Source organism: Limnothrix sp. CMB-01 (genome assembly GCF_055193175.1).
Map to the genome: position 1 here is coordinate 3,014,024 of NZ_CM143720.1, position 15,874 is coordinate 3,029,897.

The window sequence follows — 15,874 nt, forward strand, 5'->3', positions numbered from 1 at the left end:
AAGTGATGACATAACAAAGATCTTTGGAGGAATATCTTTGCTCAAGGGTATTCCTCCAAAGATATTCGCCCCTTCTTGCTTGGTGTTGAACAAGGTCACATTTTAGGTGATGAATGAGAATTGCACCCTTTCATATTTCGTCTGAGGTCTGGATCAAGGGGCTGGTGGCCGCTGGGCCGACGGTCGATCGAGTCGGTTTGGCTCCGAATCCCCTGTGATCGGTGACCGAGCAAACTAGTCAATCAGTGGCTGAGTGGGCGATCGGGATTGGGCCATTGCCACGGGATGCACTTAGGAAGTGGGTTTTGAAGTGGATTGGAAAAGGAATTTTGAAAAAAGCAGCAAAATGCCTTTAAAAAATGACTAAAGAAAATGACTAGAAAAAATCACCCAAGAGCCGGTCGGCAAAATAACTTGAAAAGTGGTTCTAAAATACTTCAGAAATGGCTGAATAATGCTGGTGTTTGCCCAAAAGTCCCATGGGAGACTGGGATAGCCTGAGCTAAGAGAGCTGGAACAGGATGGATCGAGATTGACCGATCCCACACCACTTTCACCCGCACCATTTTCAAAACCTGCCGACCGGGTGATGCGAGTCTTTTTCCATTCTTGGGCCGACGGGGCCGGTTTAACCTTGCTCTTCCAGAATGCGGGAAAGCAGGGGTTGCAGCGAGCATTCTAAGGGGTTTTGTTGAGATCATCTGGCTGCAAAGGTAACAGCACTTGATAGATATTTGTGGCCCGTTCTCGCCCCTTGAGGGTAACTGGGCCAATGAAGCGGGTGGGAAAGCGGTCGCGCACATGGCGATAGGTTTCTTCTTCAATGAAAATGCGACAAAGCCCCCCATCAAAGGACTTGTCATAACTTTCCAATCGGGCGGCTATGTTCACAGTGTCCCCAATAACGGTGTATTCCAACCGGCGGACATTGCCAATGCAACCACTCATCACGGGGCCCGAAGCGATGCCAATTCGGATGGCGGCGGTGGGGCGGCCCCGATCGCGCCACTGTTGATTTAAGCGCTGGAGCCGTTGACCCATCTCCACGGCACAGGTGACGGCGGCGATCGCATCGTCACCCACCTGGTGATCGCGCGATTGGGGAACCGGTACGCCGAACAGGGCCATGATTGCGTCGCCAATGAACTTGTTCACGATGCCGTTGCGATCGAGCACGCTTTGGGTCATGGACTGCATATATTCATTCAGCCAGGGAAAGATAATTTCCGGTGGGTTGGATTCCGCGATCGACGTGAACCCCACCAAATCCGCAAACATGACCGTGGCTGGCAAAATTTGCCCAATGAATTCTCCGCGCCGCACAATTTGATGGCGGCTTTGCCAAATCACCTGGGCCACCTGCGGTGTAACGTAGCGCTCAAACAGCTCGGTGATGGTTTGTCGATCGCGCCGTTCCTTGGCCGCCAACCCCAACGAGGCCCCAAAGGAACCGCCCACCAGCCCCAAAACCGGTGGCACTAGCGGAATCCAAACCATCCATTGCAACGCTTGCCAAGCGGCCGCCAGAATGGCCACGATGCCCAAGGCCGTCATGGCAAACAGCAGCAACGGTTGGCGCAGGGTCCAGCCCAGCAGCGTGCCCCCCACGGTCCAAAGCACGATCCAGCCCATTTCCCAGGAGTCGCTCCAAACCTGAAGGAGGGGCCAGCCGTCGATCGCCGCCGACAGCAGTTGACTGGCGATCGTGGCATGAATTTCCACGCCGGAGGTCAGTTGTGGGCCCTGGTCTGTGTCGCTGTAGGGGGTATAGAACCGATCGCCCAGACTTTCCGCCGTGACTCCCACCAGCACCAGTCGATCGTAGAGGGCATCCAGGGGCACTCGTCGATTCAAAACATCATTGGCCGAATAAACCTGGAACCCGCAATTGCGCTGGCTGTCGGTGGGACAGGCCAAGCCGCGATAGTCCAACAGCAGTTGATAGCCATCATCGATCGCCCCCACATAGGCTCCGTCATTACCCTGAAAGGGGGCGATGGTGGCGCGACCCAGTTGATAGAGGCCCGCTTCTTCATCAAGGGCTTCCAACGTGATCGGGTTGGGTTGGCGCTCCAGATAGTTCAGCGCCAATTGGGTTCCCAAACCAAAGACCGCTTGATCCTGCTGGTCAGCCAAGGACAAAATCGCCCGCCGTACCTTGCGATCGGGATCCAGCAGCAAATCCGACGCGGCGATCGCCCCAGGCTTGTGGATGAGGGCCGGGGGCGGCGCGATGCCCTCACCACTGACCTTGCGGATTCCCACCAGGCGATCGGACTGGCGCAGCAACTTTTCCAGGCGATCGTTGCCCGGGGGCATGGGAAAATCCCGCACCAAATCCAGCCCAATCATCCGGGGTTCATACTCTTCCAACGTTTCCAGCAAGTCCGCCAACTTTTCATCGGACAGGGGCCATTGCCGAAACAAGCGTAAGTCCGCTTCTGTCACCACCACCAACACCACCCGTTGCTCCAAACGGGCCGGCCGCCACCGCACCAGCAAATCAAACGCGGCCCACTCTGGCCCCTGCATCCAGCCCAACCCCCGCACCATCACCACCACCACCGCCACCAACAGGGCGATCGCTGTCCCATCGCGCCAAGACAGCAACACTGACCCGGCCCATAACCGATTCAGGAGGCGAATCCATTTCGTAAGGGTTTTAAGCAAGGGTTGAGCCAACATGGAACGCAGGCGACGGTGGGCGGATGGTCATGGGGATGGCCGGGCCGGTCAGGTGCTAAATCATTGCTTCGTTGATCCGCTCAGATCTCTTTGAAGCTTCTCGGATCTCCTGAAATCTTCTCGGATCTCCTTAAACCTCCTTAGATCTACTCAGATCGCTGGATTGCTATGAATTGATGATGCTTGAGATCAGTAATTGAGTGAGAGTCGCCGCGATCACCCCCTACCTTAGCCTTGAATCCTCAGAATCGCTGATTCTGGAACATTTGTAGCCTGCTTGGCTGGAGAACGAGCAAGATCCCCGAATTAGAACGAAGAGGCGTTGCGGGCCAAGGCGGCGGCTGGTTCGTCAAAATTGATACTTGAATGGTCTCCTTTTTACCCCCTAGTCCCGTCGCGATCGGGATCGGGTCGGTGTTTGGTTGGCATCGGGTCAAGGCTTAGCAAATCCCGATCGACCCGTTTCATGGATTCTCTAAGGCTTTCGCCCTCTTCCGATGCCCTGGACAAGCCTCCCCCAAAGCCGGACAATCTGAGGCGGTCTTTTTGCGATCGCCCTTTCGATCACCCGCCATGAGTCAAGCATCTACACAACCCAACACCCAACCCAAATTGATCATCCACGGCGGTGCGGGCAGCTCGCTCCAGGGCAAAGGGGGCGTGGCCGCGGTGCGGGCGCTGCTGTCCGGCATTGTGGAACAGGTCTATGAACGTTTGTTGGCCGGAGCCAGCGCCCAGGAAGCGGTGGTGCTGGGCTGTCGGTTGTTGGAAGATGAACCGCGCTTCAATGCGGGTACGGGGTCGGTGTTGCAGTCCGATGGGCAAATTCGCATGAGCGCATCCCTGATGGATGGCAGCGCCCAACGGTTCAGCGGCACGATTAATGTGTCGCGGATCCAAAACCCGATCGAACTGGCGGCCTTTTTACAAACCCAGAGCGATCGGGTGTTGTCGGATGTGGGATCGGCGGAGTTGGCGCGGGAGCTAGCCCTGCCGATCTATAACCCGCTGACGGATTTGCGGCTGAACGAGTGGATCGAGGAGCGCAAGGACAACTTCAGCAAGCGATCGATGGCTTCCACGATCGCCGAAGTCGAGGCCGGTGCGCGATCGGACTCGGCGGGCCGCGGCACGATCGGGGTGGTAGCGCTGGATCAGCAAGGGTGCGTGGCGGCCGGCACATCCACCGGGGGCAAAGGCTTTGAGCGCATTGGCCGGGTCAGCGACTCCGCCACCCCAGCGGGCAACTACGCCACGGCCCGCGCGGGCGTGAGCTGCACTGGCATTGGCGAAGACATTTTGGACGAATGCTTGGCGGCCAAGATTGTGATCCGGGTGGATGACGGCTTGGGCCTGGCAGCGGCCTTTGAAAAGTCGATGGCGGAGGCGGCCGATCGGGGTCGCGATTTGGGGGCGATCGGGCTGGATGCCACCGGGGCGATCGCCTGGGGCAAAACCAGTGAAGTCTTGCTGGCGGCTTACCACAACGGCACGACCCTGGGCGACACGCTGGAGTTGCCCGACGGGTTGCAAGTGGGCAGTTGCTAGGGGCGATCGGCGGATCAAAGTCTGGGTAGGGGCGTACCGCCGTACGCCCTCAAAGGTTTGGCCGGTTTCAATCCATTCCGATTGGCATAATTTTGACCCGGCCAACCGTCAAGGCATGATCGATACAAGCGCAAGGTCGGGTAGGGGCGTACCGCGGTCACTGGCTTCAACTTAACGAAATTGTCGTTCTAGCGACTCTCGGGTTGCCCTCACCCCAACCCCTCTCCCAGAGCGGGAGAGGGGCTATTCTGACTCCCCTTCTCCCGACTTGGGAGAAGGGGCTGGGGGATGAGGGAATCAGCCATTTTCGCGGTTAAAACAGCTTAAGTTGAAGCGAATGACCGCGGTACGCCCCTACGGGGTTGACCGGTTTTGATCGACGGCCCCTAGGGGTTTCTGTGGGTTGATTATTTACCAATACAAAAGCGGCTGAAAATTCGATCGAGCACGGATTCTGTGACCTCTTCTCCGGTGATTTCCCCCAGGGCTTGAATCGCGTCCCGCAGGTCGATCGTCCAAAAATCCAGGGGCAATTGTTGATCCATGGTTTCGCAGACCCGCCCGATCGCCTGTTGGGCCCGCAGCAAGGCCGCCGCCTGCCGCTGATTAATCGCCACATCCAAATCCGCTGCCTGCACCCGACCCGATCGGGCAATTTGCAAAATCGCCTGCTCCAAATCGTCAATGCCGCGCCCTTCCGCCGCTGCCGTGTAAACCACTTGGGCAAAATCCTGGGGCAACAGAGACGAAATCGTTTCCGGAGCCACCAAATCGATTTTGTTCACCACCAAAATGGTCGGCGGCAGAGGTCGATCGGGGTCGGCGGCACGGATTTGTTCATAGATAGCTCGATCGCCCCCCGTCCAGCCCCGGGGCGCTTCAATCACCAACAGCAGCAGATCCGCCGATCGGGCCGCAGCCCGCGATCGCTCTACCCCAATTTTTTCCACCAGATCATCGGTTTCCCGAATCCCCGCCGTATCCAGCACTTGGATCGGGATGCCGCCCACCACCAGCCGCGATTCCACCACGTCCCGCGTGGTTCCCGGTAGCTCCGTGACGATCGCCCGATCGCTCCGGCTCCAAGCGTTCAACAGGCTGGACTTGCCCGTGTTCGGTCGCCCGACGATCGCCACCTTCAAGCCGCTGCGCAACAGCTCACCCCGATCGGCCGTGGCCAACCAGCGATCGATCTGACTGGCGATGGTTTGCAGGGCCACCGTCACGGCGGGCAAATCCAGCGGCGGCAGATCATCTTCAAAATCAATGCGGGCCTCAATTTCCGCCAACCAGTCCATACAGCTCGATCGCAAATCGCGAATCGGCCGGGCCAGCTTCCCTTGCACCCCCGCCAAGGCCGCCTGGGCCGCCTGGGGCGACTGGGCCCCCACCAAGTCCGCGACGCTTTCCGCTTGGGTCAGGTCAATCCGCCCATTCAAAAACGCCCGCAGCGTAAATTCCCCCGGCTGTCCCAGGCGCGCCCCCTGCTGCAAACAGAGCTGTAGCGTTTGTTGCACCACCATCATTCCCCCGTGGCAGTGGAGTTCCACCACGTCCTCGCGGGTGTAGGTGCGCGGAGCCGCCATCAACAACAGCAGGGCTTCGTCAACGGTTTCGCCCGTTTGGGGATTGTACAAATAGCCATACAAAATTCGGTGGCTTTCCCAGGGTTGAGAGCCAGGGACCCGAAAAATTCGCCGGGCGATCGCCCAGGACTCGGGCCCCGACATCCGCACAATGCCAACGCTGCCCTGTTGCGGCACAATCGCCGTGGCGATCGCAGCGATCGTGTCTTGCTTTGTGGCCGATGCACCCATAGGTTCGGTCTGTTGCAATCCTCTGCAATGGTTCTGTTTTCAGGAATCAGGGGACTAATCTAGGGCATGAATTCGCCCAAATTAGCCCATGAGTTTAGAAAACTCATTCAGGGGCTGAATTATGAGGAGATTAACTCTCAGGAGTTGAATTCTCAGGAGTTGAATTCGAGGGCGTGGGGATCACTGCGGCCTGTTCCAAAGCCAGCTTTTGGGTCAATTGGGCCCGCAGGGTTTCGATGCGCTGGCGATTGAGTCCCAAGTCTGATTCTCCCAATCGCGAAGCCGATCGCACCTGAATTTGATTGGTTTCTCCATCTAGCAAAAATTCCACATCATCCACAAACCCCAGCAGCGGTGTGGCAAATTCTGCGTAGAGATAATCGGGCGATTCAGTAATCACGGTGGTGCGTTCCGTCGCCTTCACCAATTCGGTCAGGGCCGCAAAGACATGATCCGCATCGCCCATAATCTGGAGCGGGGCGATCGTGTGTTGCAAATCCGTGATTGGGGTTTGGCTGCTGACGCAATTGGGACTGTTGGGACAGGGGCGAAGTTGACCCGCCACTGCGCCCAAGTTTTCGGGGCGATTGCCCGCAAACAAATTGCCAAAAACAGAACCCATGACCGGCCCGGGCGCGGCCCAGGCCGTGGTTGCCGGTAGCCACAGCAGCAGGGCCGCCACCCAAGCCAACCAGCCGGGGGCGTTGCCGTTGCCCGATCGCAGCGAATGGCTTTGGGTTCTGAACTGATTTTGATCTTGTGGTTTCCCCATCACCCCACCCATAGGTTGCATCCGCCGTTTGTTAATTTTGGGTCTTGAATTGAATGAACTGAATTGGACGAACTGAGCTTAGCCAATTGAGTTGGATCGGCTCAGTTTTTAGCCTAGTTGAGCTGAATTTTGGTCAAGTCAATTGGGCAAATCTTCAGGCCAGCACTGTTGCAAAATCAGGGATGCATCTTCACGGAGCCAGCCCGACGCTGCGGAACGGATGCGTTTGATCGATTTCCCTGGCCCTAGAGTAACGATTTCCCAAAAAGTTGGCTGGCTGGGATCAGGGTTTGGGCAAAACCACGGGCGCAAACATGAGCGCAAAAAAGGGCGCGGTAGCTCCCACGCCCTGGCCCTTAAGTTGTTTTGGTTTGAACGGAAGCTCAAACCCCACTCGATCGAGCTTGGGATTTAAGCAGCCGATTCCGCTTCGGCGGCGGCCTTCACCTTGCGAGGATCGAGCTTAATCGTCAGGTAGCGAATCACGTCTTCGCTGAGGCGCATGGCCTTTTCCATGGGGGCGATGTGGCTGCCGGTGGCGTGTTCGTAGTTCATTTGGATGTACACGCCTTCGCGGCAACGGTTGATTTCATAGGACAACCGGCGCTTGCCACGGTGTTGGATTTCGAGGCCGGTGGCTCCTTGCTCCGTCAGCATCGTCCGATATTTGTTGATGTTGGCATCCACGGCCTCTTCGTTGAGGTCGGGGCGCAGGATGTACATCGTTTCGTAGAGGCGATTTGCAGACATGGATGGGTAGTTCCTTGCGGACAATAGAATGGTCGATCGGGCTGACTGGGGGGCAATGCTGAGGGCCCCGCTGTTGCCGATCGACAAGGATTCACGGGCTGTATATCATACCCCACCGAGGGGCTGCCCGATCGCCCGAATTCTCCTGATCGCCCCGATGCCGTGGACAGCGATTAGCGCACCTGCATGTGCACCGCTTCCGAGAGGCTGGGAATTTCTGCCAAGCGCCCCAAAGCCGACTGGACGATCGAGTAAATGGCCGCCACCACAACTCCCAAGAACACCGTGCTGGCCAGGGTTTGCACCACAAAGCCCCCGATCGGCTGGAAAACATACTGAATCACCAGCCCACAAAGGGACACCAAAATCGAAATCAGAATCGATTGCATGGTGTTGAAGCGAATGAAATAGCTGATGTTGCTGTTACGAACCACCAACAGGAACAGCACCAAAAAGATGATGAAGCTCATGAAGGGAATTTGGTAGAGCTGAAGCAGGGGCAGCAGCGGCACATACAACACCGTCAAAAACGGCAGTTCCCGGAAGATGGAGCCACCAAAGCCCACCACATCCACCAGCGGCAGGGCATAGACCAAAGCACCAAACAGGCGATCGCGCCAAGTTGTCGTCGTTCCGCGCCAGTTCACGATCGGCATCTCCCGAGAGCAATGAATTGATCTATTTTAGACGCTGGTTTTGGGCGGGCCATGGTGCGATCGCCCCACTTGATCGCGCTTCTGCTGGCGATCGCCCGTGGATCATGGGTGGATGCTCAATCATCGAGGCGGGCGGCGGCGGCTAGGTCATCAGCCGGGCGCAACCAGTGGGCAAATTCATCGGCAAAATTGCCCGCCAAAATAGCCGATCGAATCCGTTGTGTGAATCGGATTAGCTCCGTCACGTTGTGGATTGCCAGCAGCGTGTAGCCCAAAATTTCCTTGGCGCGGATCAGGTGGCCGATATAGGCGCGGCTGAAGTTTTGGCAGGTGTAGCAAGGGCAGGTTTCATCCAGTGGCCGGAAATCTTCCCGGAATTGGGCGTTTTTCAGGTTCCAACGCTCACCCTGCACCAGGGCCGCCCCGTGCCGCGCCAGCCTTGTGGGAATCACGCAATCAAACACATCAATCCCGGCGGCGATCGCCTGGGCCATTTCCCGATAAGTCCCCACACCCATCAAGTAGCGCAATTTGTGGGGAGGCAACAGGGGCGTGGTGGCTTTCACGATGTGCTCAATCAGTTCCGGCGGTTCCCCCACACTCACCCCCCCGATCGCGTAGCCGGGTAGATCCAGGGCCGCCAAATCCGCCGCCGCCTTGGCTCGCAAATCCGCGTAGGTTCCCCCTTGGACAATGCCGAATAGGGCTTGATCAGAACGCTGATGGGCCTCGATGCACCGCAGCAGCCATTGGTAGGTGCGATCGGTTGCCTTTTCCACCTGTTCGCGGGTGGCTGGGTAGGGCGGACATTCATCAAACGCCATGATCACGTCGGATCCGAGGGCGTTTTGAATTTGAATGGATTTTTCGGGGGTGAAATCAATGATGCTGCCGTCGTGGGGCGATCGAAACGTCACGCCCCGATCGCTAATTTGCCGCATTTCACTGAGGCTAAACACCTGAAACCCGCCCGAGTCCGTCAGAATCGGCCCCTGCCAGTTCATAAACTTGTGCAGTCCGCCCGCCGCCTGCACGATGCCTTCACCGGGTTGCAAATGCAGGTGATAGGTATTCGACAAAATCATCTGGGCCCCGGTGGCGGCCACTTGATCCGGCGACAGGGTTTTGACATTGGCCAATGTGCCCACGGGCATAAAGCGAGGGGTTTCCACAATGCCGTGGGGCGTGTGAAAAACACCAACGCGGGCCGATGTTTGGGAACATTCAGCCACTAACTCAAACCGAAAATCGGGGGCAATAGCACTCATGAACGGGGGCAAAATTTTTCGGACTGCTGAGCGAATTTCTGAAAACCCTAAACGGATTTTTGCTAACTCCAACGATTAATCCAGACAAGGGGCTTAGGGCCTGTCATCATTTCCTAGGATCAGGCGGAAGCGATTGATTTTCCATGTCCTAGTCGTCGTAACAAGGGGCTTAAGCCCCTTGTTTCCCACAATCTGCCAACGGCGGAATCAGGGTTTCAGGTGATTTGACGATATGCCCTAAGCCCCTTGCTGCCCAAGACGATTGGGACTTGATCAGGGCTTTAAGATACTTTTCAAATATTCTCCAAGTCCCTTATCCCGAAAACTCGGGTAGGTTCCTGAATTGAATGTTGAATTTAGCTTTGGATGAACGGTTGGATTGAGTTGGATTGAATTGAATTGGGAAAATTGAATTGGGTTGGATGGAGTTGAACTGGGGAATTTAGCGTGCCGCCCGCACCAGCAGCCCCGTCCCCAACGCCCCAACCACCAGCAAAGGCAACCAAGCCGCCACCATCGGAGACAGAAACTCTGTGCGGGCCAAGGCATCCATCAGGAAAGCCAACAAATAATAGGCGAAAATGACCACCACGCTCACCCCAAAACTGGTGGCGCGGCCAAGGCGTTGATGGCGACGATTGGCCAGTGCTGAACCCACCAAACCAAAGCCTACACAAATGAAGGGAAATGCGTATTTTTGCTGAATTCGCAGCTCTAACTTGGTGATTTCTGCTCGCTCGCCGCTCTGACGCAAAATGGCCAAACGTTCCTGGGCTTCGGCAATATTCAGCTCATTGGAGAAGCGATCGCGCACGGCCAAATCAAGGGGCGTTCGGGGTAGCTGCAACCGTTGTTGTTCAAAACGCAAAATGTCACGGTAGGAACCATCGGGAGCCACCAAATAAATCGTGCCATCTCGGAAATCCCAGGCCCGTTCTTGGGGATTCCAAACGGCAGATTTGGCGGTCACAATCTGACTGATGCCCGCCTGGGAGCGATCGATAATCGTCAGGGACAGCATCTGCTTGCCGTCATAGCGCTCGGCATAAAACACACGGCTGAGAATGCTTTTTTTCTCGCCATCCGGTTTTTCGACTTCGCTGAATTCCCGATAGAAAATATTTTCTTCCCGGAAAGAGGGTTGATTATCGTCGGTTCCTAGGGCCCGCTCCAAAATGGTGGTGGCTTGGTAGTTGGCGGCGGGCACTAATGCTTCGTTAAAAACAAAAGTTAAACCCGTGACAAACAGACTGAGTACCAAGGCCGGCGCAACAATTCGATAAACCCCAATGCCGCAACTGCGGAGGGCCACCAATTCGCTGTCGTTGGACAGCCGCCCAAAGGCCATCATGGAGGCCAACAGGGTGGACATGGGGAAAGACAGCACGATGAAGTAGGGCATTTGCAGCAACATCACCTGCATGGCCAGGTGAATGGGCAATCCCTCTTCTACGACTTTGCGCACGAGGTCAAAAACCGTGCCGACGGAGACCCCGATCGAGGAGAATGCACCAACCCCAAACAGAAAGGGCATGGCCAATTCCTTGGCCAGGTAACGATCCATCACGCTGATTTGTGGCAGCCAGTTTTGCCAAGGGGGGGCGGAGGATGGCTGGGGTACGGTGTTGGAGGTCATAGGGTGTCTGGTCGGGAATAGCGGCTGAGGGGCCTGCGAGAAGGCGAGGGTTGGAGTGGGGGCTGAGGCAGGGGTGGAACGTTAGGGCTGAAATTTGTCACCCAAGTAATATTGCCGCACCAAGGGGTTGCCATACAGCTCGGTGGCGTTTCCGGAGGCGAGGATCTGACCTTCCCGCAAAATATAGGCGCGATCGACAATTTCCAGGGTTTCCCGCACGTTGTGATCGGTAATCAGAATCCCCATGCCCTGATCGCGCAGGCCGGCCACGATGCGTTGAATTTCGGCTACCGCGATCGGGTCAATGCCCGCAAAGGGTTCATCCAGTAACAGGAACTGGGGCCCCTCCAATCCCACGGCTAAGGCGCGGGCAATTTCCGTGCGGCGGCGCTCACCCCCTGACACCTGAATTCCCGGCGTGTGAGCCACTTTCTCCAGCCCAAAATCTTGCACCAACTGCTGGAGACGACGCTCCTGCATCTCTCGGGGAAGCTTGGCTTGCTGCAACACCAGGCGCAAGTTATCCGCCACACTCAGGTGGCGAAACACGCTCGGTTCTTGGGCCAGGTAACCAATGCCGAGGCGGGCCCGTTGGTGAATGGGTTGTTCGGTAATGTCTTGGTCATCAAGCCACACATGGCCGCTGTCGGGCCGTTCCAACCCCGTGGCCATGTAGAAAACGGTGGTTTTGCCTGCGCCGTTTGGCCCCAGCAGCCCAACCACCTCCCCCCGTTCCACCGTGAGGCTAACGCGGTTGACAATTAGACGCTCACCGTAGGCTTTCTGGACGTTTTCAAGAACAATCTTCAACGGTGTACCCCCACGAAAGGATGCAAGCCGGCCAGCGGCGATCGAACAGCGGTAAATTTTAGGGCGCGGTGGGGGCAAACAGCGAAGGCACGGCCGGCGCGGCAGGCAGTCCCCCCGCCGGCCCCGAAGACGAAGGCAAGACCGTGGGCGTGGTGGTGTCCAACACTAAGTAGACCGATTCCACTTGGCGGTTGGGCAAGGGCAGCGCGATCGATCGCCCTTCATCGACATAGTAGGTGACCGTTTCGGCCCGCAGGCTATTGCCGTCTTGCAGCACAAACACATCGCCCGACATCACCAAGCGGCGTTCGTTGCTGAAATATTGTGCCTGGGCGGCGGTGGCTTTGAGCATCCGAGCGGGATAGTCCACCTGAACGTTGCCCCGCGCCGTCACAATTCCCGCGATCGAGTTGGCCTCTTGCACGTCGGAGATGACCGTCATCGGCTGGCGCACTGGAACCGGCTGCGTGGGGGGCGCTGGCTGGGCGATCGCCTGGGACACCTGCCCAATTCCCATCGCCGCCGCCATCAGACTGGCTCCCATGGCCCGCCGGGCCCGCTTGGCTGCGGCCCTTTGGCTCGATCGAGTTCTGCCCACTGGTTGACCCACCATAGTCATTGGTTCAAAAACGAAGGTTTAAAGGCAAAGAAGAGACGGCTAATGCTAAAGATGGCTAACTCAACGATCACCCAGTAGCCCACTTAGCAACTGATTGGTTCGATTGAGTTCAATCGCTCGATCGACGTTTCAGGGTGCTTGAGGGGGCTGCTGCTTCAGTGGTCTATTGAATTTGGCAACATACCAGAGACAACCCACATTAACCCAAGAGGGGAGATCACCCGACGGCGATCGCGCAGCCTTGAGATCCGCAGCGTTGAGATGAATCGAGATCAATCGAGATCATAGGATCGCCCCAGATAGTTTAGCGAACGCTTGCAACGTCAACCGTTCGTCATTGCCCATTTGCCAAACGGTGGTGGCGGCCCACGTCTCAAAGGTTCGTGCGGTCGGTCATTTCGCCCTTGCCTCCCTGCCTCAGAACTCTAAAGATTCAGAACCGATCGCCCCGGTTCCCATTAGCGGCTGAATGCATCCGGCGATCGTTGTCTGTAGTTTGCCTCTAGTTTGTCTGTCGTTGTTGCTGGTTCGGTGCTGGTGGTTTTTGGGAATTAGCTTTTGATTACCCTGGCAGATGGTCGATGAACTACCTAAAAATCGTCTGTGCGTAATCTATGAATGGTTGCCTATGAATCGCGATCAATCAATTGCGATTTGTAAGTTGTTTTCTGACGATTATTCTTTAAATGCTCTAATTAATTTCCCCAAATCATTGATGATGCTTATTGATTTCGCTCCCGTCCCCGATCGATCCGAAATAACCAAACCATCAATGCCACCACACCCGCTTGCAGTGCCAAATTAGGTAACACATCCGCTGGGTTTTCGCCCGCTAACAGTTTCAGCAAAAAAATGAACCCACCCAGTGCTCCCGAAGCAGCAAAAGCACCATAGAACAAGCGCCGAAGACCTCGATAGGGAGCGGCGGCTTCTGCTCGCAGTCGAGCCATGGTTTCTGCATCTAGGGGGCGAGGACGATTGGCCATGTTGGGGAATTGCCTGATGGAATTGGCGTTGATTTGGAACATTTGGACGGCTTTGGGAAACCGCTTGATTATTTTATCACCAGGTCACTCGATCGCCTGATCTGGTGACTTAAAGGATTGTTGATGACTGAAATTCTCTTAACTGCCGGTTGTGCTGATCAAGGGTTGATCGATGGCAGTTCAGTTATTCAAAACTCTCAATTAATTTTTTTAGTTAATTTGATTTTTAGTTAATCTCTGCTTTTGATTTTTATGATTGCTTGTTTTGATCAATTCTAGAATTGTCTTTATTTTAAGCAAATTGGAGCTGGTTCTTGATTGGTTTTGGTGAATCCTTACAATGCAACTTGTAATACAACGAATGAATTTTAGAGTATCTGGTTTTGCTTTGCGGGTCTTACCCACTAACGAAGACAAGAAGCTTCAGTCCCTTGCCCTAACGACGATTAGTGCTTGATCTGTGTCCAAAAATACTGTTCAGACAGCCTCTGAGAGAAATTTCAATCCCTTGGCGAAGCTACCTGGAAAAGGCTTTCAGAAAGCACCTCAGTAAGAATATGCTATGCTTACTGAAACTAATTCTCAAAGATCTAAATCCTCCTCAACCTTAAAGCAGTTCGCTTATTGAGAAATCTTTGAGTTAAAACGGTTTTGGGAACACTTTCACGACTTCGGGTTTGGGCATGGGGCTTGGCATCAGAGGGGCGATTGTGGGCGATCGCGCGGCAACCGGTAAGAGGGAGCGCTCATTGAAATGGGAACTTGGGGGCGCGATCGGGCGCGGAATGTTGCTCACGGTTTCGATCGCCCTGGGGTTGACCCTGAGCGGTTGCCCCACCCAGCCCACGGCCCAGCGATCGCCCGGAAACCCCAAGGACTGCCCGAGGTGTGATTTTGCGGGCAAGGATCTGAGCAATCAAGACTTTGCTGGGGCGAACCTGAATGGAGCCAACTTTCAAAAGGCCAATCTGACCGGGGCGAACCTGAGCCAGGCCAAGCTGGACGGGGCCAATTTTCAGCAAGCGAATTTAACCAAAGCCGACCTGAGCCAGGCGGGCATGAACCAAGCCAAGCTGACGGGGGCGAACCTCAGCGAAGCCCGGCTCACCAAAACCTATCTTCGGGGAGCTGACTTGACCCAAGCCAAGCTGACGGGGGCCGACTTGAGCGGCGCAGATTTGCTGAACGCCAGCCCCTCCAAGCTTGATCTCAACGGGGTCAAAACCCTGGGCACAACCTTGCCGGATGGGAGCCAAGGAAAATGAGCAGTAACCTTCCGGTTTCCGATCAGGCCTTGGTGACTGTGCGTTCAGAAGAAGTTCCCAGGACTGCTCGATCGGCGATCGTGGGGAGCCAGGGGCCCGACGCAGGGGCGATCGACCCGATGGAGGAGTCCCCGCCTAGCCATTCCCCCACCAGAAACCCATCACCCAGCAGCGCATCGCAACAAAACGCCCCCCCAAGGCGAGGGCCCGAGTTGGTGGACTGGTCTCCCAGTGCCAAAATCAGCCTTTGGGGGGCCATGGGCCTGGGCGTGGTGGTGTCCGTGGTGCTCCATGGGGCGGTGTTGTTGCTGCCAATGCCCAAGGAGCCGGACAAGGTGGCCCTGCCCCTGAGCGCCCAAGAGGCCCCCATTCGGGTCACCAATTTGCCGAAAACCACCCCGGCCCGATCGACCCCTTCCCCCAGCCCCGCGCGATCGACCCCGGCCCAACGCCGGGCCGATCGGGCCGCAACCCCAAAACCAAAACCGAAAGTCAATCAGCCCAATCGGGTGGTGGTTCCCAAGCCCCAAACCGCCAAACCGGCCCCGGCTCCGTCGGCAGCACCCAGCCCAAGCCCCAATCCCACACCCAGCCCCACGCCCAGCCCAAGTCCTAGCCCCGAACCTAGCCCAAGCCCCACGCCCCAAGGTTTACCGGCGTTGGCGGGGTTGAATGCTGGCGGGGCCGCTTGTGCCCCCGATCGCCCCGATGGGTGCTATTCCCTGCCGGAAGACCTCAGCATTCACAGCGTCACGCCAGAGGTGATCCAAAATTCCCTGGGCCCCGATGTGACGGTGGCCGAAATTCCCGCAATCTACGAAAATACGGAACAGGCTCGGGAATTTGTGGTGTCGGATCCCCGTCGCGATTCAGCCGATCAAGTGGTGGGTTATTACTACGTAATTTCCACTCAAGTGCGTGGTCAGGTGGGGGCCATCATTGTCGGCAGCCGCGATCGACTGCTATCCCTGGATGCTATCCAAGCGGCGGCGGGTGCGGAAATTAATTAATTAGTTAATTACAGCTCTTACCTCAATTACTGAGCATAGTCGCCCGTAGGGT

General features: G+C 56.4%; 13 protein-coding genes. 3 read left to right on the forward strand and 10 right to left on the reverse strand.

The annotated features are described in order from the left end of the window. Positions 1–678 precede the first annotated feature (678 nt). A complete protein-coding gene (locus tag ACZA91_RS12590; RefSeq protein ID WP_463182492.1) occupies positions 679–2,685 on the reverse strand; it encodes a CHASE2 domain-containing protein in 2,007 nt (668 codons plus the stop codon). A gap of 573 nt (positions 2,686–3,258) precedes the next feature. Here ACZA91_RS12590 and ACZA91_RS12595 point away from each other — a divergent pair. Further along, positions 3,259–4,233, forward strand: coding sequence for an isoaspartyl peptidase/L-asparaginase (locus ACZA91_RS12595; protein WP_463182493.1), 975 nt, complete (start codon positions 3,259–3,261; stop codon positions 4,231–4,233). Between the two features lie 407 nt (positions 4,234–4,640). Here the strand turns inward: ACZA91_RS12595 and mnmE are convergent, their stop codons facing one another. The 9 genes from mnmE to ACZA91_RS12640 all read right to left on the reverse strand — a co-directional run bounded on the left by mnmE (position 4,641) and on the right by ACZA91_RS12640 (position 13,547). Continuing rightward, positions 4,641–6,050, reverse strand: a complete 1,410-nt coding sequence (mnmE, locus tag ACZA91_RS12600) for a tRNA uridine-5-carboxymethylaminomethyl(34) synthesis GTPase MnmE (RefSeq protein ID WP_463182494.1) — start codon at positions 6,048–6,050, stop codon at positions 4,641–4,643. A gap of 130 nt (positions 6,051–6,180) precedes the next feature. Continuing rightward, positions 6,181–6,822, reverse strand: coding sequence for a DUF1499 domain-containing protein (locus tag ACZA91_RS12605; protein WP_463182495.1), 642 nt, complete (start codon positions 6,820–6,822; stop codon positions 6,181–6,183). A 411-nt stretch (positions 6,823–7,233) separates the two neighbouring features. Continuing rightward, positions 7,234–7,572, reverse strand: a complete 339-nt coding sequence (rpsF, locus tag ACZA91_RS12610; protein ID WP_099532772.1) for a 30S ribosomal protein S6 — start codon at positions 7,570–7,572, stop codon at positions 7,234–7,236. 173 nt (positions 7,573–7,745) lie between these two features. Next, a complete protein-coding gene (locus ACZA91_RS12615) occupies positions 7,746–8,219 on the reverse strand; it encodes a Tic20 family protein (RefSeq protein WP_099532778.1) in 474 nt (157 codons plus the stop codon). Positions 8,220–8,344: 125 nt separating this feature from the next. Next, the gene (gene tgt, locus ACZA91_RS12620; RefSeq protein WP_199291584.1) at positions 8,345–9,496 is read right to left on the reverse strand and encodes a tRNA guanosine(34) transglycosylase Tgt; all 1,152 of its coding nucleotides are present in this window, start codon (positions 9,494–9,496) and stop codon (positions 8,345–8,347) included. A 442-nt stretch (positions 9,497–9,938) separates the two neighbouring features. Next, complete coding sequence (locus ACZA91_RS12625) at positions 9,939–11,060, reverse strand: LptF/LptG family permease (protein ID WP_190355538.1); 1,122 nt, start codon at positions 11,058–11,060, stop codon at positions 9,939–9,941. A 153-nt stretch (positions 11,061–11,213) separates the two neighbouring features. Then, a complete protein-coding gene (gene lptB / locus ACZA91_RS12630; protein ID WP_190355482.1) occupies positions 11,214–11,942 on the reverse strand; it encodes an LPS export ABC transporter ATP-binding protein in 729 nt (242 codons plus the stop codon). Between the two features lie 58 nt (positions 11,943–12,000). After that, entirely contained in the window at positions 12,001–12,555 is a 555-nt protein-coding gene (locus tag ACZA91_RS12635; protein ID WP_242027970.1) for an LptA/OstA family protein, read from the reverse strand. A gap of 728 nt (positions 12,556–13,283) precedes the next feature. Continuing rightward, positions 13,284–13,547, reverse strand: a complete 264-nt coding sequence (locus ACZA91_RS12640) for a DUF3493 domain-containing protein (protein ID WP_099532774.1) — start codon at positions 13,545–13,547, stop codon at positions 13,284–13,286. 749 nt (positions 13,548–14,296) lie between these two features. Between ACZA91_RS12640 and ACZA91_RS12645 the strand changes: the two genes are divergently transcribed. Next, positions 14,297–14,812, forward strand: coding sequence for a pentapeptide repeat-containing protein (locus ACZA91_RS12645; RefSeq protein ID WP_158234392.1), 516 nt, complete (start codon positions 14,297–14,299; stop codon positions 14,810–14,812). Beyond that, positions 14,809–15,822 (forward strand): hypothetical protein, encoded by a 1,014-nt coding sequence (locus ACZA91_RS12650; protein ID WP_463182496.1) that lies wholly within the window; start codon positions 14,809–14,811, stop codon positions 15,820–15,822. The genes ACZA91_RS12645 and ACZA91_RS12650 overlap by 4 nt, the downstream gene beginning before the upstream one ends. Positions 15,823–15,874: the final 52 nt, after the last annotated feature.